Here is a 22650-nt window from a genome sequence, read left to right on the forward strand (position 1 = left end):
ACAGGGTGCCCGGCCGCCACGAACCACACGTGATCAGGAGATTCGTACCGGATTCACCACATCCGCGATCAGGACGAGGATGGTGAAGCAGACGAAGATTCCGGCCACCACGTACGCGACCGGCATGAGCTTCGCCACGTCGAAGGGGCCCGGGTCGGGGCGCCGGAAGACGCGCGCCAGATTGCGGCGCAGCGCCTCCCACAGGGCGCCCGCGATGTGGCCGCCGTCGAGCGGGAGCAGCGGCAGCATGTTGAAGAGGAAGAGGGAGAGGTTGAAGCCGGCGACGAGCATCAGCGACATCGCCAGTTTCTGCGTAGCCGGGATGTCGAGCGCCGCGATGTCGCCGCCGACGCGGGCCGCGCCGACCACGCCCATCGGGGAGTCCTGGTCGCGCGGGCCGTCGCCGAAGGCCGCGTCCCACAGGGCCGGGATCTTCGCCGGGAGCGCGACGATGGAGTCGACGGCGTCGCCGACCCGGTCGCCCATCCATGTCACGGAGTCGCCGAAGTCCTGGCGTACGACTCCGGTGGCGGCGGTGAAGCCGAGGAAGCCGGCCTTGACGTAGCCGTCGGTGATCTGGCCGTTGTCGTCCTTCTTCGCGACCTGGTTGGTGGCGATCTTCGCGTTCAGCGTCTGCCGCTGTCCGTCGCGCTCCACGACGATCGGGACGGTCCGGCCGGCGCTCTCGCGGATCTCGTCGGACAGGACGTTCCACTTGTCCGTCGTGACGCCGTTGAACGAGACGATCTTGTCCTTGGCGCGGAGGCCCGCGGCCGCGGCCGGGGACTGCGGGTCGGACGCCTTGCAGGTGTCGCGCTCCGCGCTGGCCTGGATGACGCATTTCGAGACGGACTCGACCACGTTCGTCTGCTGCGTGACGCCGAAGCCCATGAGGACCGTGAAGAAGAGGCCGACCGCGAGGATCAGGTTCATGAAGGGGCCGGCGAACATCACGATGACGCGCTTCCACGGCTTGCGCGTGTAGAAGAGGCGGGTCTCGTCGCCGGGCTTCAGTTCCTCGAAGGCGGCCGCGCGGGCGTCCTCCACCATGGAGCGGAACGGGGAGGTCGAGCGGGACTCGATCCGGCCGTCCGCGCCGGGCGGGAACATGCCGATCATGCGGATGTAGCCGCCGAGCGGGATCGCCTTGATCCCGTACTCGGTCTCGCCCTTCTTCCGCGAGAAGATCGTCGGCCCGAAGCCGACCATGTACTGCGGGACACGGATGCCGAAGAGCTTCGCGGTCGACAGGTGCCCCAGTTCGTGCCAGGCGATGGAGATCAGCAGCCCCACCACGAAGACGACTACGCCGAGAATCATCATCAAGGTCGTCATGCACGAGCCTCCGCGGTCGTCGTCCCGGTCGTCACCGTCAGTTCACGGGCCCGGGCGCGTGCCCAGGTCTCCGCTTCGAGGACGTCCGCGACGGTGAGGGAAGTTCCCGGCACCGATGTCGAAGGGGCGCCGTGTTCCTCGACGACCCGGGTGACGGTCTCCATGATCCCGTTGAACGGCAGGGCGCCCTTCAGGAAGGCGTCCACGCACTCCTCGTTGGCGGCATTGAACACCGCCGGGGCCGTGCCCGCGAGCTGTCCCACATGCCGGGCGAGGCCCACCGACGGGAACGCGTCGTTGTCGAGCGGGTAGAACTCCCAGCTCGCGGCCTTCGTCCAGTCGAACGCGGGGGCCGCGTCCGGGATCCGCTCGGGCCAGCCGAGGCCGATCGCGATGGGGCCGCGCATGTCGGGCGGGGTCGCCTGGAGGATCGAGGACCCGTCGACGTACTCGACCATGGAGTGCACGTAGGACTGCGGGTGCACGACGACCTCGATGCGGTCGAAGGGGATGTCGTAGAGGAGGTGCGCCTCGATGACCTCCAGGCCCTTGTTGACCAGGGTCGCCGAGTTGACCGTGATGACCGGGCCCATCGCCCAGGTCGGGTGCGCGAGCGCGTCCTCGACGGTGACGTTCGCCAGGTCCGCCTTCGTGCGTCCGCGGAACGGGCCGCCGGACGCGGTGACCACGAGCTTGCGGACATCGGCGCGGGTGCCGGCGGCGAGCGCCTGGAAGAGCGCGGCGTGCTCGGAGTCGACCGGGATGATCTGGCCCGGCTCGGCGAGCGCCTTCACCAGCGGGCCGCCGACGATCAGCGACTCCTTGTTGGCGAGGGCGAGGGTGCGGCCGGCTTCGAGGGCGGCGAGCGTGGGCGCCAGGCCGATCGAGCCGGTGATGCCGTTGAGCACGGTGTGGCAGTCGCCGCGGCCGGCGATCTCGGTGGCGGCGTCCGGCCCCGCGAGGATCTCCGGGAGCGGCTCCCCGGGCCCGTACCGCGCCGTCAGCGCCTCGCGCAGCGCGGGCACGACGTCCTCGCGGGCGACGGCGACGGTGCGTACGCGCAGCTGGTGCGCCTGCTCGGCGAGGAGGGCGACCCGGCCGCCGGCGGCGCTGAGGGCGGTGACGCGGAACCGGTCCGGGTTGCGCAGCACGAGGTCGATGGCCTGCGTGCCGATCGAGCCCGTCGAACCCAGCACGGCGATGTCCCTGGGGGCGTCGCCGGGGGCGGGGTCGAAGACGAGGTGCGGGTCGGCGAGCGGCGATGGGCTGTCGGTCATCCCCCTATTGTTGCCTGGCCTTGCTGTGAGTCCGACACGGTGCCCCCGTACGGGTTCGGGCTGTCGGCGTCAGAAGGTCATCGTCCGGACGTAGTGGCTGAGATTGGCGCTGACCATGCCGCGTACGTAGAGGGCCGCGCCGGTGACCAGGACCGGGACGGAGACGGCGAGGACGGCGAGGAGTGTGGGCCAGGGGACGACCGAGCAGGGGTTGCTGACGCCGTCCTCGTAGCCGAGTTCGATCCGTTCGAAGAGCGGGGCGCCGCAGTCCGGGTCGGCGCCGAGGACGGACCACGGCAGGAGGAGTCTGAGGGCGACGTACAGCCAGAGCAGGCCGCCGATCCACAGCAGGAGCAGGCCGCGGCCGCGCAGCCGCTGGGACTCGGCGAGGAACCGGCGTTCCAGGTCGTCGCGGTACTTCGCCTCGTCGCGCATGTGGGCCCCCGGGTGTCGTGGTGACGGATCCGCCGGACTCTATCGGCGGATCCGTCACCGCGGTGGAGGCGGGGGCACCGTCAGCGGATGGGGCGGTGCACGTTCTCCCGCTTGCTGGGGCCGGGGGTGGCGTCGGCGATCCAGGGGCCTTCGCCGCTCGGGTCGACGACGCCCTGCTCCAGCCAGGTGTACGTGCCGCCGAGGACGCCCTTGACGACCTTGTGGTCGAGGTCGTCGGTGTTGGTCCACAGGCGCTCGAAGAGTTCGTCGGCGCGGATGCGGGCCTGGCGGCAGAAGACGTCGGCCAGTTGGTAGGCCTCGCGGCCGTACTCCTCGGTGGTGCGCAGGAGTTCGGCGCGGACGCAGGCCGCGCTCATGGCGAACAGTTCGGCGCCGATGTCGACGATGCGGCCGAGGAAGCCCTGTTTGGTCTCCATGCGGCCCTGCCAGCGGGACATGGCGTAGAAGGTGGAGCGGGCCAGTTTGCGAGCCGAGCGCTCTACGTAGCGCAGGTGGTGGGAGAGGTCCGGGTGGTTCGGCGGGTGGAACTCGGCGTAGGAGCGCGGGAGTTGACCGGGACCGGCGACCAGCTTCGGCAGCCACTTGGCGTAGAAGCCGCCGGCCCTGGCGCCCGCCTTCGCCTTGTCCGCGAAGGACTTGTCGGGGTCGATCAGGTCGCCGGCCACGGACAGGTGCGCGTCGACGGCCTCGCGGGCGATCAGCAGATGCATGATCTCGGTCGAGCCCTCGAAGATGCGGTTGATCCGCAGATCGCGCAGGATCTGCTCGGTGGGGACGGCGCGTTCGCCGCGGGCCGCGAGGGACTCGGCGGTCTCGAAGCCGCGGCCGCCGCGGATCTGGACGAGTTCGTCGGCCATCAGCCAGCCCATCTCGGAGCCGTACAGCTTGGCGAGGGCGGCCTCGATGCGGATGTCGTTGCGGTCCTCGTCGGCCATCTGGGAGGAGAGGTCGACGACCGCCTCCAGGGCGAAGGTCGTCGCCGCGATGAAGGAGATCTTCGCGCCGACCGCTTCGTGGAACGCGACCGGCTTGCCCCACTGTTCGCGCGCCGCGGACCACTCGCGGGCGATCTGGAGGCACCACTTGCCGGCGCCCACGCACATGGCGGGCAGGGAGAGGCGGCCGGTGTTGAGCGTGGTGAGGGCGATCTTCAGGCCCGCGCCCTCCGGACCGATCCGGTTGGCGGCGGGGACGCGGACCCGGTGGAAGCGGGTGACGCCGTTCTCCAGGCCGCGCAGGCCCATGAAGGCGTTGCGGTTCTCGACGGTGATGCCCTCGGCGGCGGCCTCCACGACGAACGCGGTGATGCCGCCGCGGTGGGTCTCGGACTTCGGTACGCGCGCCATGACGACGAGGAGGTCCGCGACGACGCCGTTCGTCGTCCACAGTTTGACCCCGTCGAGGATGTAGTCGTCGCCGTCCGGGACGGCCGTCGTGGCCAGGCGCGCGGGGTCGGAACCCACGTCGGGTTCGGTCAGCAGGAAGGCGCTGATGTCCGTGCGCGCGCACCGCGGCAGGAACGCGTCCTTCTGCTCCTGGGTGCCGAACATCTTCAGCGGCTGCGGTACGCCGATCGACTGATGGGCCGAGAGCAGCGCTCCGATGGCGGGGCTCGCCGAACCGGCCAGGGCGAGCGCCTTGTTGTAGTAGACCTGCGTGAGGCCGAGGCCGCCGTACTGCGTGTCGATCTTCATGCCTAGCGCGCCGAGTTCCCGGAGCCCGTTGATCGTCTCGTCGGGGATCTTCGCCTCGCGCTCGATGCGGGCCGCGTCGATCTTCGTCTCGCAGAAGTCGCGCAGTTGGGCGAGGAACGCCTCGCCGCGCAGCGCGTCCTCGTTGGCGGGCATCGGGTGCGGATGGATGAGGTCGAGCCGGAACCGGCCGAGGAACAGTTCCTTGGCGAAGCTGGGCTTGCGCCAGTCCTGTTCACGTGCGGCCTCTGCGACCTGCCGGGCCTCCCGTTCGGAGACCTTGGCCCGGGGCTGGGGTGTTGCGGACATGAGGTTCACCTCGCCGCGCGTCGGGTGCACCGGACCGGCCCGTTACCGACCGGTGCTACTCGATCGTATGTACCCGATTCAGTCCATCCCGGCCAGCCCTCGCGCGGCGTTTGAGGTGCACGGGTCAAGATCGCCGAGGGTAGGCTCTGCCCTCGACCTCCCCCTGCGTCACTCCTCTACGCGAGAGCCTCACCTGCCTCCATGAACGCCCGCGCCGCCCTCCCCCGGTACCTGCCCGCCTGGCCGATCCCGGTGCTGTGGACCCTGGTTCTGGGCCTGTGGGGCCTCTCCCGCGAGCACAGCGTGTGGCGTGACGAGGCGGCGACCTGGCAGGTCGCCCGGCGTTCCACCCCGGAGATCTGGCACTTGCTCGGCCAGGTCGACGCGGTGCACGGCCTCTACTACCTGTTCATGCACGGCCTGTTCGAGCTCTTCGGGCCCAGCACGACGACGCTGCGGCTGCCCTCCGTCCTGGCCACGGCCGTCGCGGCGGGCTGCGTCGCCGCCGTGGGCGGACGGATCGCCGGACGCTGGGCGGGACTTGGCGCGGGCCTGGCCCTCGGGCTGCTGCCCGCGGTCCAGTTCTACCTCCAGGAAGGCCGCCCCTACTCGCTGGTGGCGGCCGGCGTCGGCGTCGCGACCCTGCTGCTCGTCGGCACGCTTCCCGGGTCCCGCCGCATCGCCCCGTGGGTGGCGTACAGCGTCGTCGTCCTCCTCTGCGCGCTGCTGAACTGGCTGTCGCTGCTCGCCCTTCTCGCACATCTGGCGACCCTGCTGTGGACGAGACCCGGCCGCGAGGTGTGGCTACGCTGGGTCGTCGCCTCGGCCGCGGCGACGGCCGGCGCCCTCCCGCTGATCCTCTACAGCCGGGGCCAGTCCGCGCAGGTGTCCTGGATCCCGCCGTTGACCTGGCACATGCTGATCGGCCCTGCCGTGCTGTTCGCCATCGGCGGCCTCTGCGCCCTGGTCGACCGCCCGCGCGCGGGCCGGCTCTCCGTGGCAGCCGTCGGTCTGCCCCTGCTGGTCGTGCCGCAGCTCTGTCTGGTCGGCATCTCGCTGGTGACGCCGCTGTTCCTGGACCGCTACGTCCTGTTCAGCCTGCTGGGTCTGGCGCTGCTGATCGGGACGGCTCTGGACGCGGCGGTCCGGGCCGCGCGGCCCCGCTTCCCGCGGGCGTCGGCGTGGCTGGTGCCCGTCGCTCTCGCTCTCGCCGTGGCGGCGCTGCTGCCGCAGTTCCTGGCCAAGCGCTCGCCCGCCAGCCGGGTGGACGACGTACTGGCCGTCACGGCGGACGTGCGGCGGCACAAGACCGACGGAGCGGGGGTGCTGTTCGTCCCGGCGGCCCGGCGCGACACCCTGCTCGTCTCTCCGGACGCCTTCACCGGGCTGCGGGACATCGCTCTGGCGCGGGGCCCCGAGCCGTCGGGGACGCTGAAGGGCCTGGAGAAGGCGCCGGTCGCGATACGGGAGTCGATGCTCGCACGGCCCCGGATCCTGCTGGTCACGGACGCGGCGAGGGTGGCGAAGCCGGTGACGGCGAAGCGGGACCGGATGAAACTGGCCGTGCTGCGGCGGTACTTCAGGGTGGTGCACGACGAAGAGGTACGCGGCCGGCGTGTGACGGCGTACGAGTTGCGCGCACGCTGAGGGACAGTGATCGAGCATCACGCCCGGACGGCGAACGGCCCGAGCCCCCGCACAGTGGGCTCGGGCCGTTCGCCGTACTCGCCGCTCGGACAGGCTCCTACAGGTCGAGTCCGGTGAGGACGAGGACACGCTCGTACGTGTAGTCGTCCATGGCGTAGCGCACGCCCTCGCGGCCGACGCCGGACTGCTTGGCGCCGCCGTACGGCATCTGGTCGGCACGGTAGGACGGCGCGTCGCCGATGACGACACCGCCGACCTCGAGGGCGCGGTGGGCGCGGAACGCGGTCTGCAGGTCGTGCGTGAACACCCCTGCCTGGAGGCCGTACTTGGAGTCGTTGACGGCGGCGAAGGCCTCCGCCTCCCCGTCGACCTTCTTGACGGTCAGGACCGGTCCGAAGACCTCCTCGCAGGAGATCGTGACATCGGCCGGTACGTCGGCGAGGACGGTCGGCGCGTAGGTCGCGCCGTCGCGCTTGCCGCCGGCGAGGAGGGTGGCGCCGGCGTCCACGGCCTCGGTCACCCATGCCTCTACGCGCCTGGCGGCGTCCTCGCTCACCAGCGGGCCCACGTCGGTGGCGTCGTCGGCCGGGTCGCCGGTGACCTGCGCTCCGACGGCGGCGACGATCTTCGGGAGCAGCCGGTCGTACACCGCGGCGTCCGCGATGACCCGCTGGACCGAGATGCAGGACTGGCCGCCCTGGTAGTTGGAGAAGGTGGCGATGCGGCCCGCCGCCCAGTCCAGGTCGGCCTCGGAGGCGTAGTCGGCGAGGACGACCGCCGCGCCGTTGCCGCCCAGCTCCAGCGTGCAGTGCTTGCGCGGCACGCTGTCCATGATCGCGTAGCCGACCGGGCCCGAACCCGTGAAGGAGATGACGGGCAGGCGCTCGTCCTGCACGAGGGCGGGCATCTTGTCGTTCGGGACGGTCAGGACCGACCAGGAGCCGGCGGGCAGGTCCGTCTCGGCGAGCAGTTCGCCGAGGACGAGGGAGGAGAGCGGGGTCGCCGGGGCCGGCTTGAGGATGATCGGGGCGCCGACCGCGATGGCCGGGGCGACCTTGTGGGCGCTCAGGTTCAGCGGGAAGTTGAACGGCGCGATGCCGAGGACGACGCCCTTGGGGATGCGGCGGGTCAGCGCGAGGCGGCCTGTGCCGCCCTGGTCGGTGTCGAGGCGCTGGGCGTCACCGCTGTTCCAGCGGCGGGCCTCCTCGGCGGCGAACCGGAAGACGCTGACCGCGCGGCCCACTTCGCCCCGGGCCCATTTGATCGGCTTGCCGTTCTCGGCGGAGATCAGCCGCGCGATCTCCTCGGTCCGCTCGGTGAGCCGGTCGGCGACGTGGTTCAGCGCCTTGGCACGTACGTGGGCCGGGGTCGCGGCGAACTCCTCGCGGATCGCGTGCGCGGCTTCTACGGCCTCCTCGACCTGGGCATCCGTCGGCATGCTGACGGTGCCTACGAGACGGCCGTCGTAGGAGTTGGTGACGTCGAACGTGGCGTCCCCGGTGGCCTGGCGGCCGGCGAGCCAGAAGGCGTGGGTGGCGGTCATGGGTCCAGTACCGGCCTTTCGTGTGCGGGCTTTTCTGTGACCTTAGGTGGGGCGGGGCGGAGGATGATTTGGCCTTGGCGTAGTGGTGGGGCGGGGCGTTTTGCCGATTCGGCCTTAGCGCGGCTTCTGTCTAAGCCGTATCGCGGGTGCGGGCCGGTTGGGGCCGGTCGCGCAGTTCCCCGTGGCCCTTAGGGGGCGATAGCGGGTGCGGGCCGGTCGCGCAGTTCCCCGCGCCCCTCAGGGGTTGATTGCGGCTGCCGGCCGGTGGGGCTTCTCGCGCAGTTCCCCGCGCCCCTGAAGGGTCGATGGCGGCTGCCGACCGGTGGGGGCCGAGCGCGCAGTTCCCCGCGCCCCTGAAGGGTCGATGGCGGCTGCCGACCGGTGGGGGCCGAGCGCGCAGTTCCCCGCGCCCCTGAAGGCGTGCGGCTTCGCCGCTGCCTCAGCGCGGGCCTGAGATGGCGCACGTAGTGCGCATCTCAGGCCCGCGGGGAACTGCGCGAGAAGCCCCACCGGGCCGCGGGCGCCCTACCTCCCAGCACCCCACGGCGCACCCGCGCACCCGCGCACCCGCGCACCCCGCACCCCCCCTACCCCCCGGTCGCCTTCAGCGCCAGCCAGAGTTCCATTCGGACGTCGGGGTCGTCGAGGGACCGGCCGAGGATCTCCTCGACCCGCCGCATCCGGTACCGCAGCGTATGCCGATGCACCCCCAGATCCGCCGCGGCGGCATCCCACTGCCCGTGCCGCGACAGCCACGCCCGCAGCGAGGCGACCAGGTCACCCCGGCCCGTCGCGTCATGGTCCCGCAGCGCCCGCAGCAACCCGTCCGCGAAGGCCCGTACCGCATCGTCACCGAGGAGCGGCAGCACCGACCCGGCCGCCACGTCCTCGTGCTCGACGAGGACCCGCCCGCGCCGCCGCGCGACGGACAGCGCCTGTTCGGCCTGTTTGAACGCGGTCGCGGCGGCGATCGGCCCGGACGGCGCGGAGAACCCGATGACCAGTTCGTCGTCGGCGGAGCCCTCCGCCCGGGTCGCCTCAAGGACCTCGGCGTACTGCACGCACGCCTCCGCGGCCGCTCCCCCGTCGACCACGAGGAGCACGGTCCGCTCCCCGTGCGGGACGACCAGGACGGCCTCACCGGCCCGCGCGGCGGCGGACTCGGCGACGTCCGTGAGGACGGACAACGGGTCACCGGACGCGCCGGCCCCGGTCACCGCCTCCGCGAGGAGCAGCGCCGTGCCCGTTCCCGCGGAGGCTCCGGCCGAGGTGCCGGCCGGTGCCGCCACCCCCGTCGGCGGCGGCGCCACGGCCTCCGCCGCCACCATCCGGAACGGCGCGTCCAAAAGCGCCCCGTACAGGTCACCGGCGACGGCCCGGGCGTGATCGGGTTCGCCGGCGAGCAGCATCCGCAGCACCGCCGCCCCGATCCGCTGCTCGGCGGCGTACAGCGCGCTCGAACGCTCGGTCGTCAGGGTGAGGAGGGCGATCGCGGAGTGCAGCGCGTACCGCTCCGCGGTGCCGAGCGCGGCGGCCGTGCCCACGGCGAGTGCGGCGCGCGCCCGCCGGCCCGTACCGATGGAGTGCAGTTCGACGCGGTCGTCGGCGCCGCCGGCCACGACGGCGCTGGCGGGCGCGGGCCGCTCCCGCAGCCGTTCGACGTCGGCGGTCAGCCGGGCGGCCCGGCGGCCGGCCCACTCGGGCGCGGTGGCGACGACGGCGCCCGAGGCGTCGTAGAGCGCGGCCCATCCGTCGACCTGCGCGGCGAGCACCGCGAGCAGGCCTTCGGGCCCTTCGTTCAGGGCCTGCTTGGTGAGTTCGCGCTGCGCGGCGAACCCGGAGGTGACGGCCCGGTACTGGTCGGCGGCGATGGCCGCGGAGACCGCCTTGCTGATGGCGATGAAGGGGGTGCGGGGAGGCACCGCGAGCAGCGGCAGTCCCTCGTCCTTGGCCGCTCTGACGAGTGCTTCCGGTACGTCGTCGTAGTTGACGCCGACCGCGAAACCGAGGCCGACCACACCCGCGCCGGCCAGCCGCTTCACGTAGCGGCGCATCGCCTCGAGGTCCTCGGCGTCCAGTTTCAGGGCGGTGATCAGGAGCAGTTCGCCGCCCTCCATGTAGGGGACGGGGTCGGCGAGCTCGCTCACGTGGGCCCAGCGGACGGCGGTGTCCAGATGGTCCTCGCCCGCCCGCACGGTGAGTTTGAGCGCCGAGTGGTGGACGAGGGAGGCGAGCGTGGGCGGCATGGGGCCTTCAGGTGGGCTGGAGGTACGTGGGGGGAGCACCGAACTTGTGAAACTTTTGGCCGGTCCGTATGAACGACCAGTGCCGATTCTGCCTCACCGTACGTACTCCGGAGTGCCGCCCACCACAGTTCTCAGCGCACCTTCAGGTCCGCAGTTCCACAAGGAGCGGCGGCGCGTGCTCCCCGCGCACGGTGGTGAGGGAGAGCACGGCGTGGCCGGGCGGTACGGCGTGGGCGAGGTCGGAGGCGGACCAGCGTTCGCGTTCGACCTGGCGGACGGTGACGGCGCGGGCGGTCGGCGCGCGCCCGGTGATCACCCGGCGCACGGCGTGCAGCGCCTTGCCCGCCGGGGTCTCGGCGATAATCTGCCGGTCGGTGACGTCGCGGGCCTCGGTCCACTCCTTGCCCCACACCTCGGCGAAGTCCTGCCCGTCCCAGGGGGTGAGCCCGGACAGCGCCATCCGGCAGCCGACGGAGCCGAGCAGCGGTCCGCGCAGCGGGCGCGGCACGTCGTCGAGGGTGCGCAAGGTCAGTACGGCGCCCGCGTTCGCCGAGCGCAGCCGTTGCAGACCGCGGACGGCCTGGGGCGTGACGACCCCGGTGGCGTCGTCGAAGACCAGGCAGGCGAAGAGCGAGCGGTCCTCGCGCACGGCGACGCTCGTCATGAACTGCGCGAGCACGAGCCGCGCCAGAATCCGGGAGGCGTCCGCGTGCCCGCGCTCGGGCAGGTCGATCCGGACCCGGACCGGGTGGTCGAGGGCGCGCAGCGAGAAGGGCCGGGTGGTGCCGGAGGTGTCGAAGAAGGAGGCGAAGGCGGGCCGGTCGAGCAGCGCGATGCGGTCGGCGAGCACCGCGCCGACGTCGCCGGGGTGTCCCAACTGCCTTTCACGAGCGTCGAGTTCGCGCAGCATCGCGTCGTGCCCGGCTGCGGTGAGGGCGGTGCGCAGCGCGCCGAGCGCCGCCGGTGTCCCGTCGAGGAGCTGTCGCAGCTCGGGCACGGACGGGAAGCGTCCGTGGACGGTGAAGTAGGGGCCGAGGAGCTGGCCGAGGACGGTCGTGGAGCGCCGGCTGTCGCCGCCGGGGTGCGGGTCGGCGAGGTCACCGACGAGCGCCTCGGCGAGTACGGCGGCGGCCTCGTCCGGGTCCTTGCTGCCGCCGTAGAGGTCGAGGTCGTAGACGGAGTCGGGCTGTCCGACGCTGACGACGACGTCGTACGTGTCGTGTGAGCCGAGCCCCGCTCCGGCCGCTCCCACGACGACCACGGCGGCCCGTCCGGCGAGCGCGCCCAGGCACAGCGACTCGGCGAGCGGCCACACGACGCTGCCGGTCTTGCCCGCGCCGGGCGGCCCGACTGCCAGCAGCGACGTGCCGATGAGATCGGGGCCGAGGGCGAGGCCGACGCCCCGGTACGCGTACGGGTTGCGGGCGTCGTCGGCGGCCGTGCCGATCCGCACCTGGGCGGTGGCGAGGTCGTGGCGGGCGGCGCGGGCGGGCAGGTCGCGGGTGCCGGAGGGGTGCGGGCAGGCGGCGGCGCCGTCCTTGGTGACGGCGGCGGCGAAGGCGGCGAGGGTGTGCCGGCCGCGCTTGACGCCCTGCCAGGCGCGGGCGATGCGGGCGTGGTCGACGTCGCGCATGAGTCCGGCGCGGGCGTCCGCGCCGAGCCGCTCGGCGGCGTCGACGGCTCCGGCCTCGCGCAGTTGGGGCCACTGGGCGGGGTCCGCCTCCGGCGCGGGCGGGCGCTCGGTCGGTGCGGGCACGGCCGTGCGCCAGGCGGGGTAGCCGAAGCGGCGCCAGAGTTCGCCCCAGCGGCCGAGCCGGCCGACCCCGACGGCGATCCCGACCGCGAAGACGGCGTAGTAGAGGTAGACCACGACGACCGAGGCGACCGAGTGCGGTGACGCCCAGGAGTCCGGGATCATCGCGTACAGCGGCAGCAGCCACCAGCCGCCCAGATAGCCGTTCCACAGCAGCGACCAGACGAGCCAGCCGACGAGGAACGCGATGAGCGCCCCGCTGAGCAGCTGTCTGGTGGGGGTGCGCTCGGGTTCCTGCTCGGCCCGCGGCCGGTGTCCGAACCGCCACACGCCCGGTGCGGCGGCGGGTCGGGGCGTGCGCAGCCAGGTCAGGAACGTGGTGCCCGCGGATCCGCTCTGCTCGCCCGGTGCGTGGGCGGGGCGCGGCGGCGGCACCGCCCCGCCGGGGGGAAGACCGCGTTCCCCGGCGAAGCCGTCCGTGCCCTGCATGCCCTCGCTGCTCATGGCCTTGCCCCCTGACCTGCCGGTCCGTCCGTACTCAGCACGTAGATCCGGGGTCAATCTAGTGCCCGTACCAAGGGAGTTCACTGCTTACGTGCTGCGCAGGCTCCCGCGCGCCGCCGTACGCATGTGTCCATCCCGGACAACACACCCGCCCGACCCCACCCGAATGGAGCATGACCGGCCCCGGACGGCGCACCTAACCTGCGAGAACATCCCCGAACGCCCGCCAGTCCATCCTGGCGGAACCGGAATCCGAACCAGGAGCCCCGCATGAGCGACATCCCGCAGGAGCGCCGCGTCGTCACCGCCATCCCCGGCCCGAAGTCGCAGGAGTTGCAGGCCCGCCGTCTGGCGGCCGTCGCGGCCGGCGTGGGCTCCACGCTGCCCGTGTTCACCGCCCGGGTGGACCGCGGCATCATCGAGGACGTCGACGGCAACCGCCTCATCGACTTCGGTTCGGGCATCGCGGTCACCTCGGTGGGCGCCAGCGCCGAGGCCGTCGTACGCCGCGCCTCCGCCCAGCTCCAGGACTTCACCCACACCTGTTTCATGGTCACGCCGTACGAGGGCTACGTCGCCGTCGCCGAGGCGCTTGCCGAGCTGACGCCGGGCGACCACGCCAAGAAGTCGGCCCTGTTCAACTCGGGCGCCGAGGCCGTCGAGAACGCGGTCAAGATCGCCCGCGCGTACACCAAGCGCCAGGCGGTCGTCGTCTTCGACCACGGCTATCACGGCCGTACGAACCTGACGATGGCGCTGACCAGCAAGAACATGCCGTACAAGCACGGCTTCGGGCCGTTCGCGCCCGAGGTCTACCGCGTCCCGGTGGCCTACGGCTACCGCTGGCCGACCGGCGCCGAGCACGCCGGTCCCGAGGCCGCCGCCCAGGCGATCGACCAGATCACCAAGCAGGTCGGGGCGGACAACGTCGCCGCGATCATCATCGAGCCGGTGCTCGGCGAGGGCGGCTTCATCGAGCCGGCCAAGGGCTTCCTGCCCGCGATCAGCAAGTTCGCCACGGACAACGGCATCGTCTTCGTCGCGGACGAGATCCAGTCCGGGTTCTGCCGCACCGGCCAGTGGTTCGCCTGTGAGGACGAGGGCATCGTCCCCGACCTGATCACCACCGCCAAGGGCATCGCGGGCGGTCTGCCGCTGGCCGCCGTCACGGGCCGCGCCGAGATCATGGACGCCGCGCACGCGGGCGGCCTCGGCGGCACCTACGGCGGCAACCCGGTGGCCTGCGCCGGTGCGCTCGGCGCCATCGAGACGATGAAGGAGCTCGACCTCAACGCCCGCGCGAAGGAGATCGAGCGGACGATGAAGGCGCGCCTTTCGTCCATGGCGGAGAAGTTCTCCGTCATCGGCGACGTGCGCGGCCGGGGCGGGATGATCGCCATCGAGCTGGTGAAGGACCCGGCCACCAAGGAGCCGGCCCCGGAGGCGACAGCCGCGCTCGCCAAGGCCTGCCACGCTGAAGGTCTCCTCGTCCTCACCTGCGGCACCTACGGCAACGTGCTGCGCTTCCTCCCCCCGCTCGTGATCGGCCAGGACCTCCTGAACGAGGGCCTCGACATCCTCGAGAACGCCTTCGCGGCACTGTGACGACGGGCCGCGAAAGGGTGACGGTTGAACGGGTAACCATTCCGTGACCTGCGACGACGGTCGGGCCGTGTGAAGAGAGTGTGGGGGCCCGATGGCAGGTTGCCGAAGCCGCTGTTGCGGCCCCCGCTCCCTGCCGTACGGTTTCTGCAGATGAGAGAAACACCCCGCCCACAGGGGACTGTGGGTGATACCGGGTCGGAGCCTCCCCAGCCCCGCCCTGGTCGTGCCCTCGCGCACACACCCGGAGCTTCCGGCTCCGGAACTCCTCACCGATCGGACGGTCGCCCGCCCCAAACCCCCCGGGGCGTGCGGCACGCCGGTCAGTTCGGCCGGCTCGGAACCACCCCCCCCTGTTCCGGGCCGGCCGACCATTTTTCTCCCTCTTTTCGCGGGCCTCCGCCTTCTCGCGGGCATCGCCCTCCTCCTGTTCACCGGGCTCACCTGGCAGGTGGCGGCGGACGGCCCGCTCCTTCCCCCCGACGAGCGCCTCGGCAACGCGATCCGCACGAGCGCGATCCCGGCCGGTCCGGCCGAGTTCTTCGCCGACCTCGGCAATATGAGCGTGGCCCTGCCGGTCCTGGCACTCACCCTCGCCTACGTCGCCTGGCGCACCCTGCACTGGCTTCCCGCCCTCGCCGCGATCGTCACCATGGCGCTGGTCCCGGCGCTCGTCGCCCCCCTCCAGTCCTGGCTCGCCCGCCCCGGCCCGCCGCCGATGGCCCCGGAGACCGGCTTCTACCCGTCGGGCCACACGGCGACGGCGGCGGTCGCGTACGGGCTCTGCGTCCTGCTGCTGCGCGAGGTGCTCCGCACACGCGCGACGGCCTACGGCTGCGTCGTGGTGAACGCGGCCGTAGGCCTCGGGCTCGTCCGGCAGGGGTATCACTGGCCGGTGGACGTGCTCGGCAGCTGGTGCCTCTCGGTCGTGCTGCTGAGCGGCGCCGCGTACGCGATCAGCCGAAGTAGGCGTCGAAGTTCTTCTGGAACTCCCAGTTGCTGAAGCGGTCCCAGTTCACCGACCACGTCATCAGTCCGCGCAGCGCCGGCCACGTGCCGTGGGTGGTGTAGGAGCCGCAGTCGGTCTTCTTGGTGAGGCAGTTGAGCGCCTTGTTCGTCTCGGCCGGGGAGACGTAGCCGTTGCCCGCGTTGGTCGTGGCGGGCATGCCGATGGCTATCTGGTCGGGGCGCAGCGGCGGGAAGACGTTGTTCGCGTCGCCGGCGACCGGGAAGCCCGTCAGGAGCATGTCGGTCATGGCGATGTGGAAGTCGGCGCCGCCCATGGAGTGGTACTGGTTGTCGAGGCCCATGATCGGGCCGGAGTTGTAGTCCTGGACGTGCAGCAGCGTCAGGTCGTCGCGCAGGGCGTGGATGACCGGGAGGTAGGCGCCGCAGCGCGGGTCCTGGCCGCCCCATTTGCCGGTGCCGTAGAACTGGTAGCCGTTCTGGACGAAGAAGGTCTCCGGGGCCATCGAGAGGACGAACTTCTCGCCGTACTTGGCCTTCAGGGTCTTCAGCGCCGAGATCAGGTTCACGATGACCGGGGTCTTCGGGTTCTTGAAGTCCGTGTCGTCAGCGTTCAGGGACAGCGAGTGGCCCTCGAAGTCGATGTCCAGGCCGTCGAGACCGTACTGGTCGATGATCTTCGAGACGGACGAGACGAAGGTGTCGCGGGCCGCTGTGGTGGTGAGCTGGACCTGGCCGTTCTGGCCGCCGATGGAGATCAGGACCTTCTTGCCCGCCGCCTGCTTGGCCTTGATCGCGGCCTTGAAGTCGGCGTCCGATTCGACGCCGGGGCACTCGGTCGCCGGGCAGCGGTCGAAGCGGATGTCACCGGAGGTCGTCGACGTGGGTTCGCCGAAGGCGAGGTCGATGACGTCCCAGCTGTCGGGGACGTCGGCGAGGCGGGTGTATCCGGCGCCGTTGGCGAAGCTCGCGTGGAGGTAGCCGACCAGCGCGTGCGCCGGCAGGTCCGACGAGCCGCCTCCGCCGTCCGAGCCCTGCGCGGTCGTCGCGGTGACCGCCGCGGACTTCGGGGATTCACCCGCGTCGTTGACCGCCGCCACCTGGTAGCTGTACGCCGTGGCGGGCGTGAGGCCGGTGACGGTCGTCGATGTGCCCGTCACCGTGCGGGACTTGGTGCCGTTCGCGTAGAGCGCGTAGCTCGTCGCGCCGGGGACCGCCGTCCAGGAAAGGGCGACGCTCGTGGCGGTGACCGCGCCGGTCTTCAGGCCTGTGGGGGCCGTGGGTGGTACGGGGGCCTCGGTGCCGGGGCCGAGGAGGCTGATGTCGTCGGCGTTGTAGGCCGGGGTGCCGTACCAGCCGTGCGTGTAGATCGTGACCTTGGTCGTGGCCGGGCCGGTGCGGAACGTCGTCGTCAGCTTCTGCCAGTCCGGGGCCGATGCGGTCCACGTCGAGACGTCGGTGGTGCCGGTGCCGCTCGCGCCGAGGTAGACGTAAGAGCCGCGGACGTAGCCGGAGAGGGTGTAGGCGGAGTCCGGCTTCACGGTGACGGTCTGCGCGCACTGGGCGTTGTCGGCCGCGGTCGGGGTGGCGCGGAGCGACGAAGTGCCGGAGCGGACCGGCGAGTTGACCGTCGTGCCGGTGTTCGCCGAGCAGGTCCAGCCGGAGAGGGACGACTCGAAGCCGCCGTTGCGGGCCAGATCGGCGTCGGCCGCGCCGGCCGTCGTGGTGGACAGGGCGGTGAGGCCGGTCGCGGCGAGCGCGGCGGCCGTGAGCGCGGTGAGCACTCTGCGCCGGGTACGGGGTCGGGGTCTGGGACGGTCCATGGGTGCCTCCGGGCAGGGCGGGGGAAGCGGAGGGAGCGGAGGGAAGAGACGCGATGGAGCAGACACGGTGGAGCAGACACGGTGGAGCGCGCCCAACTTGGTCCAGACCAATTGCGTTGTCAAGAGTCCCGACCGCCTCTACTCCTCCCCGCCCCGGGCCAGTTGGGCGGCCGCCTCATGCATCGCGAGCTCCAGCAGACCGGGATCGGTGAGCGTGCCGGAGCCGTCCGGCGGCACCAGCCAGCGCACGCCGCCCGTGGTGCGCCCCGGATACGGCACCACGATCCAGGTGCCGCTGCCCGCGCCGCGTACGCCCGTGCCGAGCCAGCGCGCCACCGTGCCCGGGGGCACGAAGAAGCCCATGCGGGCGTCGCCGAAGTCCGCCAGGACCGGGCCCGGGCGGTCGATGACCCGGTTGAGGACGTCGAGCGTGGGGTAGCCCAGCTCCCCCGGCAGGATCAGGACGTCCCACTGCCTGCCCGCGGGCAGCAGTGCCACCCCGAGCGGATTGCGCTCCCACTCCCAGCGGCAGGCCGCCGGATCCGGCGCCACCGCCACGAGCCATTCGACCGCCGACCCTGCCCCCGAGCCAGTCATGGGGAGACCTCCTCTTCGTTCCGACGCGGATGTGTCACGAGGGAGAGGGGGCACAGGGCCGGGCATTACGCGGGTTCGCGCGACTTCTTGGTGCCGGAAAAAGCCGTGTCGTACGCGCCGCCGCGTCGCTACCGTCCCGGCATGGAGACCGACGACGCACAGCAGCAGATCCAGGCCGCGATCGCCGGGGAGCTGCGGCTCGTCGACCCGGCCGTGCGCGCCTCGGACGAGCTGGTGACCTCTCTGCTCGACCCGGAGTTCTCCGAGTTCGGGGCCTCGGGGCGCCGCTGGGACCGCAAGACGATCCTGGAGGTCACGAGGTCGGCGGCCGTGCACCCCGCGCATCCGGTACGGATCACGAGGATGACGGGCACCCTGCTCGCCCCCGGGCTCGTCCACCTCACCTACCACTCGGACAACCAGGGCCGCCGGGTCAACCGCAGCTCCCTGTGGCGCCACCACCCGCAGGCCGGGTGGCGGCTGTACTTCCACCAGGGGACGCTCAGCGACTCATGAACGGTTCGGGGTCAGCTGTCGAAGCCCAGGCCCAGGCCGTCCATCGTCTTCAGCCACAGATTGCGGCGGCCGCCGTGGGCGTCGGCGCGGGCCAGTGACCACTTGGTGAGGGCGATACCGGTGTACGCGAACGGCTCCGGCGGGAACGGCAGCGGTTTCGTGCGGACCATCTCCAGCTCGGTGCGGTCCGTACGCTCGCCCGACAGCAGGTCGAGCATGACGTCCGCGCCGAAGCGGGTCGCGCCGACGCCCAGACCGGTGTACCCGGCGGCGTAGGCGACGCGGCCGCCGTGCGCGGTGCCCAAGAACGCCGAGAAGCGCGAACACGTGTCGATGGCGCCGCCCCACGCGTGCGTGAAGCGCACGCCCTCCAGCTGCGGGAAGCAGGTGAAGAAGTGGTCCGCGAGCTTCGCGTACGTCTCGGGGCGGTGGTCGTGCTCCGCCCGTACGCGGCCGCCGTACGGGTAGATCGCGTCGTAGCCGCCCCACAGGATCCTGTTGTCCGCCGACAGCCGGAAGTAGTGGAACTGGTTGGCCGAGTCACCGAGCCCCTGGCGGTTCTTCCAACCGATCGACTCCAGCTGGGCGGCGCTCAGCGGCTCGGTCATCAGCGCGTAGTCGTAGACCGGGACGGTGTACGAGCGCACGCGCTTGACCAGCGACGGGAAGACGTTCGTGCCGAGTGCGGCGTGCCGGGCGAAGATCCGGCCGTACGGGGTGCGGACCGCGAGCCCGGCACCGTGCGACACGAGGTGCGTGGCCGGGGTGTGCTCGTAGACGCGTACGCCGAGGTCGAGGCAGGCCCGCTTGATGCCCCAGGCGAGCTTCGCCGGGTGCAGCATGGCGACGCCGTCGCGGTCGTACAGGGCTCCGAGGAAAGTCGGGGAAGCGACCTGCTCGCGGACCTGCTCCGCGTCAAGGAGTTCCAGGCCGCCGGCCAGGCCCGCCTCGCTCAACTCCGCGTAGAAGTCGCGTAGTTCGGTCAGCTGGTGCGGCTGGGTCGCCACGTCCAGCTCGCCCGTGCGCTCGAAGTCGCAGTCGATGGAGTAGCGGGCGACCGCGGCCTCGATGGCGTCGAGGTTGGCGGCGCCCAACTCCTCCAGCTTCTTGATCTCCTTCGGCCAGCGCGCGAGCCCGTTGGCCGTGCCGTGCGTGAGAGAGGCGGCACAGAATCCGCCGTTGCGCCCTGAGGCGGCCCAGCCGATCTCGCGGCCCTCGACGAGGACGACATCGCGGCCCGGGTCGCGCTCCTTGGCGAGCAGCGCCGTCCACAGGCCGCTGTACCCACCGCCGACGACCAGCAGATCGCAGCGCTCGTCGCCGGTGAGGGCGGGGCGGGCCCCGGGCCGACCGGGGTCGTCCAGCCAGTACGGGACGGGCTTGGCGTCGGCGAGCGACGCGGACGAGCGGTGCGTACGGCTTACGCGGTTCATGGCACCAGCGGCCATGATTCCAACTCCCTCGGAAACGAACGGGACGAATGAACTAGTCGGCTACTTTTTTCTTGCGCTTGCCGACCATCATTCCGGCCAGCACGCACAGTACGGCGACGAGGAACATGGCCGTACCGATGACATTGATCTGTACGGGCGTTCCGCGCTGCGCCGATCCCCACACGAACATGGGGAAGGTGACCGTCGAGCCCGCGTTGAAATTCGTGATGATGAAATCGTCGAAGGAGAGCGCGAAAGCGAGCAGCGCGCCCGCCGCGATACCCGGCGCCGCGATCGGCAGCGTGACCCGGAGGAAGGTCTGGAGGGGCCCCGCGTACAGGTCCTGCGCGGCCTGCTCCAGGCGTGGGTCCATCGACATCACGCGCGCCTTCACGGCCGTCACCACGAAGCTGAGGCAGAACATGACGTGGGCGATGAGGATGGTCCAGAAGCCCAGCTGGGCGCCCATGTTGAGGAAGAGCGTGAGCAGCGAGGCCGCCATCACGACCTCCGGCATCGCCATCGGCAGGAAGATCAGCGAGTTCACGGCGCCCCGTGCCCGGAACCGGTAGCGGACCAGGGCGAAGGCGATCATCGTGCCGAGGACCGTCGCGCCGACGGTCGCCCACACGGCGATCTGGAGGCTGAGCGACAGCGAGCCGCACATGTCGGCGACGCCGCACGGATTCCTCCAGGCGTCGAGCGAGAACTGCTGCCACTCGTAATTGAAGCGGCCCTTGGGCTTGTTGAAGGAGAAGACGGTGACGACGACGTTCGGGAGGAGCAGATAGGCGAGCGTGAACAGGCCCGCGATCACCACGAAATTCTTCCGCAGCCAGCGCATCAGACGAGATCCTCCGTTCCGGCACGGCGAATGTAGACGGTGACCATGACGAGAATTGCCGCCATGAGGATGAAGGAGAGCGCCGCCGCCGTCGGGTAGTCGAGGATGCGCAGGAACTGCGTCTGGATGACGTTGCCGACCATGCGGGTGTCGGTGGAGCCGAGCAGGTCCGCGTTGACGTAGTCACCGGCCGCCGGGATGAAGGTGAGCAGCGTGCCGGAGATGACGCCGGGCATCGACAGCGGGAAGGTCACCTTGCGGAAGGTGGTCGCGGGTGAGGCGTAGAGGTCGCCGGCCGCTTCGTGCAGCCGCCCGTCGATGCGCTCCAGCGAGGTGTACAGCGGCAGGATCATGAACGGCAGGAAGTTGTAGGTGAGTCCGCACACCACCGCGAGCGGCGTGGCCAGTACCCGGTCGCCCTCGGTCATCCCGAGCCAGGTCGTGACGTCGAGCAGGTGCAGGGTGTTGAGCGCGCCGACGACCGGGCCGCCGTCCGCGAGGATCGTCTTCCAGGCGAGCGTACGGATGAGGAAGCTGGTGAAGAACGGCGCGATGACCAGGATCAGCACGACGTTGCGCCAGCGGCCCGCGCGGAACGCGATGAGGTAGGCCAGCGGGTAGCCGAGCAGCAGGCACAGGAGCGTGGCGCAGCCCGCGTACAGGACCGAGCGCAGGAACTGCGGGTAGTAGTCGGCCAGCGCGTCCCAGTACGTGGCGAAGTGCCAGGTGACCTTGAAGCCGTCCTCGAGCGATCCCTGCTGTACGGAGGTCGAGGCCTGGTAGACCATCGGCAGCGCGAAGAAGACGACCAGCCAGAGGATGCCGGGGAGCAGCAGCCAGTACGGGACGAGGCGGCCGCGCCTGCGGTTCCCGCGCGGTGGTGTGTCGGCGGCCGGGGCCGCCGGCTCCTTCGTGAGGGTCGCCGTCATCAGACCGCCGCCTCTTCCTGGATGCCCGCCACTGCTGCCTGTCCGTCGAGGACGGACTGCGCGGCGTCGAGCCCGAAGGTGTGCGCGGGGTTCCAGTGCAGGACGACCTCGGCCCCTGCCACCAGGCGGGTGTCCCGCTCGATGTTCTGGGCGTAGACCTCGAAGGCGTCGCAGAGCGGGCTGTCGACGACGTACTGCGTGGAGACGCCGATGAAACTGCTGTCCGCGATGCGGCCGATGATGCGGTTGCGGCCGTCGGGGACCGAACCCGCGTCGTCGGCGTGGGTGAGCGATATCTTCTCCGGCCGTACGCCGACCAGGACCTTGCCGCCCGTGGCGGTGGCGGCGGAACACCGCGCGGCGGGCAGGACGAGCTTGCCGTCGCCCGCCCTCAGCGTCAGGTCCTCCCCGGAGCGGCCGGTGATCTCGGCCTCGATGAAGTTCGAGGTGCCGAGGAAGTTGGCGACGAAGGTGGAGCCGGGGTTCTCGTACAGGTCGGTGGGGGCACCGAGTTGCTCCACGCGGCCCTGGTTCATCACGGCGACGGTGTCGGCCATGGTCATGGCCTCTTCCTGGTCGTGCGTGACGTGGATGAAGGTGATGCCGACCTCGGTCTGGATGCGCTTGAGCTCCAGCTGCATCTGGCGGCGCAGCTTCAGGTCGAGGGCGCCGAGCGGTTCGTCGAGCAGGAGCACCTTGGGGTGGTTGATGAGGGCGCGGGCCACGGCGACGCGCTGCTGCTGGCCGCCGGAGAGGGCGTGCGGCTTCTTGCGGATGTGCTCGCCGAGCTGCACCAGGTCGAGCATCTCCTCGACCTGCTTCTTCACCGACTTGATGCCGCGGCGGCGCAGCCCGAAGGCGACGTTCTCGAAGATGTCGAGGTGCGGGAAGAGCGCGTAGGACTGGAAGACGGTGTTCACGGGCCGCTTGTAGGGCGGCAGCGCGGTGACGTCCTGATCGCCGAGGTGAACCGTTCCTGTGGTCGGTTCCTCCAGACCCGCGATCATGCGGAGCGTGGTGGTCTTGCCGCAGCCGGAGGCGCCGAGCAGCGCGAAGAACGAGCCCTGCGGCACGGTGAGGTCGAGCGGCCGGACGGCCGTGAACCCGTTGTCGTACGTCTTGCTGATCCCGGTGAGACGGACGTCGCCGCCGTGGTCGGTCGTCATGGTGAGTCCAAGG

General features: G+C 71.3%; 17 protein-coding genes. 4 read left to right on the forward strand and 13 right to left on the reverse strand.

What is annotated here, in order from left to right:
• Positions 1–33: 33 nt before the first annotated feature.
• The 4 genes from ABD366_RS24660 to ABD366_RS24675 form a co-directional block, all read right to left on the reverse strand.
• Positions 34–1335, reverse strand: coding sequence for a M50 family metallopeptidase (locus tag ABD366_RS24660; RefSeq protein WP_324776683.1), 1302 nt, complete (start codon positions 1333–1335; stop codon positions 34–36).
• The gene (dxr, locus tag ABD366_RS24665; RefSeq protein WP_324776685.1) at positions 1332–2612 is read right to left on the reverse strand and encodes a 1-deoxy-D-xylulose-5-phosphate reductoisomerase; all 1281 of its coding nucleotides are present in this window, start codon (positions 2610–2612) and stop codon (positions 1332–1334) included. Before dxr ends, ABD366_RS24660 begins: the two co-directional genes overlap by 4 nt.
• A gap of 69 nt (positions 2613–2681) precedes the next feature.
• Positions 2682–3047 (reverse strand): hypothetical protein, encoded by a 366-nt coding sequence (locus tag ABD366_RS24670; RefSeq protein WP_324776687.1) that lies wholly within the window; start codon positions 3045–3047, stop codon positions 2682–2684.
• A gap of 80 nt (positions 3048–3127) precedes the next feature.
• Positions 3128–5068, reverse strand: coding sequence for an acyl-CoA dehydrogenase family protein (locus ABD366_RS24675; RefSeq protein ID WP_324776689.1), 1941 nt, complete (start codon positions 5066–5068; stop codon positions 3128–3130).
• A 201-nt stretch (positions 5069–5269) separates the two neighbouring features.
• Here ABD366_RS24675 and ABD366_RS24680 point away from each other — a divergent pair, with 201 nt between their 5' ends.
• Positions 5270–6715, forward strand: a complete 1446-nt coding sequence (locus tag ABD366_RS24680; RefSeq protein WP_324776690.1) for a glycosyltransferase family 39 protein — start codon at positions 5270–5272, stop codon at positions 6713–6715.
• 97 nt (positions 6716–6812) lie between these two features.
• On the opposite strand, the gene ABD366_RS24685 is transcribed toward ABD366_RS24680, so the two are convergent.
• The 3 genes from ABD366_RS24685 to ABD366_RS24695 all read right to left on the reverse strand — a co-directional run bounded on the left by ABD366_RS24685 (position 6813) and on the right by ABD366_RS24695 (position 12761).
• Complete coding sequence (locus ABD366_RS24685) at positions 6813–8258, reverse strand: aldehyde dehydrogenase family protein (RefSeq protein ID WP_324776692.1); 1446 nt, start codon at positions 8256–8258, stop codon at positions 6813–6815.
• Positions 8259–8845: 587 nt separating this feature from the next.
• Positions 8846–10504, reverse strand: coding sequence for a PucR family transcriptional regulator (locus ABD366_RS24690; RefSeq protein WP_324776694.1), 1659 nt, complete (start codon positions 10502–10504; stop codon positions 8846–8848).
• Positions 10505–10646: 142 nt separating this feature from the next.
• Positions 10647–12761 carry an ATP-binding protein gene (locus tag ABD366_RS24695; protein ID WP_344442477.1) on the reverse strand — a complete coding sequence of 705 codons (2115 nt, stop codon included), beginning with the start codon at positions 12759–12761 and terminating at the stop codon, positions 10647–10649.
• 270 nt (positions 12762–13031) lie between these two features.
• Between ABD366_RS24695 and gabT the strand changes: the two genes are divergently transcribed.
• Together gabT and ABD366_RS24705 are read left to right on the forward strand one after the other, a co-directional pair.
• On the forward strand, positions 13032–14366 hold the full coding sequence (gabT, locus tag ABD366_RS24700) for a 4-aminobutyrate--2-oxoglutarate transaminase (RefSeq protein WP_324766535.1): 1335 nt from the start codon (positions 13032–13034) through the stop codon (positions 14364–14366).
• 223 nt (positions 14367–14589) lie between these two features.
• Complete coding sequence (locus ABD366_RS24705) at positions 14590–15366, forward strand: phosphatase PAP2 family protein (protein WP_324766534.1); 777 nt, start codon at positions 14590–14592, stop codon at positions 15364–15366.
• Here ABD366_RS24705 and ABD366_RS24710 read toward each other — a convergent pair.
• On the reverse strand, positions 15320–17152 hold the full coding sequence (locus ABD366_RS24710) for a chitinase (RefSeq protein ID WP_324766533.1): 1833 nt from the start codon (positions 17150–17152) through the stop codon (positions 15320–15322). The two genes, ABD366_RS24705 and ABD366_RS24710, sit on opposite strands and share 47 nt — an antisense overlap.
• A 138-nt stretch (positions 17153–17290) precedes the next feature.
• Positions 17291–17749, reverse strand: a complete 459-nt coding sequence (locus tag ABD366_RS24715) for a hypothetical protein (RefSeq protein ID WP_324766532.1) — start codon at positions 17747–17749, stop codon at positions 17291–17293.
• A 141-nt stretch (positions 17750–17890) separates the two neighbouring features.
• On the opposite strand from ABD366_RS24715, the gene ABD366_RS24720 reads away from it, so the two are divergent.
• Positions 17891–18265 carry a nuclear transport factor 2 family protein gene (locus tag ABD366_RS24720; RefSeq protein ID WP_324766531.1) on the forward strand — a complete coding sequence of 125 codons (375 nt, stop codon included), beginning with the start codon at positions 17891–17893 and terminating at the stop codon, positions 18263–18265.
• An 11-nt stretch (positions 18266–18276) separates the two neighbouring features.
• Here the strand turns inward: ABD366_RS24720 and ABD366_RS24725 are convergent, their stop codons facing one another.
• The 4 genes from ABD366_RS24725 to ABD366_RS24740 are packed head-to-tail and all read right to left on the reverse strand — an operon-like array spanning position 18277 to position 22637.
• Positions 18277–19713, reverse strand: a complete 1437-nt coding sequence (locus ABD366_RS24725; protein ID WP_324766530.1) for an NAD(P)/FAD-dependent oxidoreductase — start codon at positions 19711–19713, stop codon at positions 18277–18279.
• A 37-nt stretch (positions 19714–19750) separates the two neighbouring features.
• Entirely contained in the window at positions 19751–20542 is a 792-nt protein-coding gene (locus ABD366_RS24730; RefSeq protein WP_324766529.1) for an ABC transporter permease, read from the reverse strand.
• A complete protein-coding gene (locus ABD366_RS24735) occupies positions 20542–21471 on the reverse strand; it encodes an ABC transporter permease (protein WP_324766528.1) in 930 nt (309 codons plus the stop codon). Before ABD366_RS24735 ends, ABD366_RS24730 begins: the two co-directional genes overlap by 1 nt.
• Positions 21471–22637, reverse strand: a complete 1167-nt coding sequence (locus ABD366_RS24740) for an ABC transporter ATP-binding protein (protein WP_324766527.1) — start codon at positions 22635–22637, stop codon at positions 21471–21473. The genes ABD366_RS24735 and ABD366_RS24740 overlap by 1 nt, the downstream gene beginning before the upstream one ends.
• Positions 22638–22650 lie beyond the last annotated feature (13 nt).

The organism is Streptomyces kunmingensis (assembly GCF_039533535.1).
In the GTDB taxonomy this organism is placed as follows: Bacteria; Actinomycetota; Actinomycetes; order Streptomycetales; family Streptomycetaceae; genus Streptomyces; species Streptomyces kunmingensis.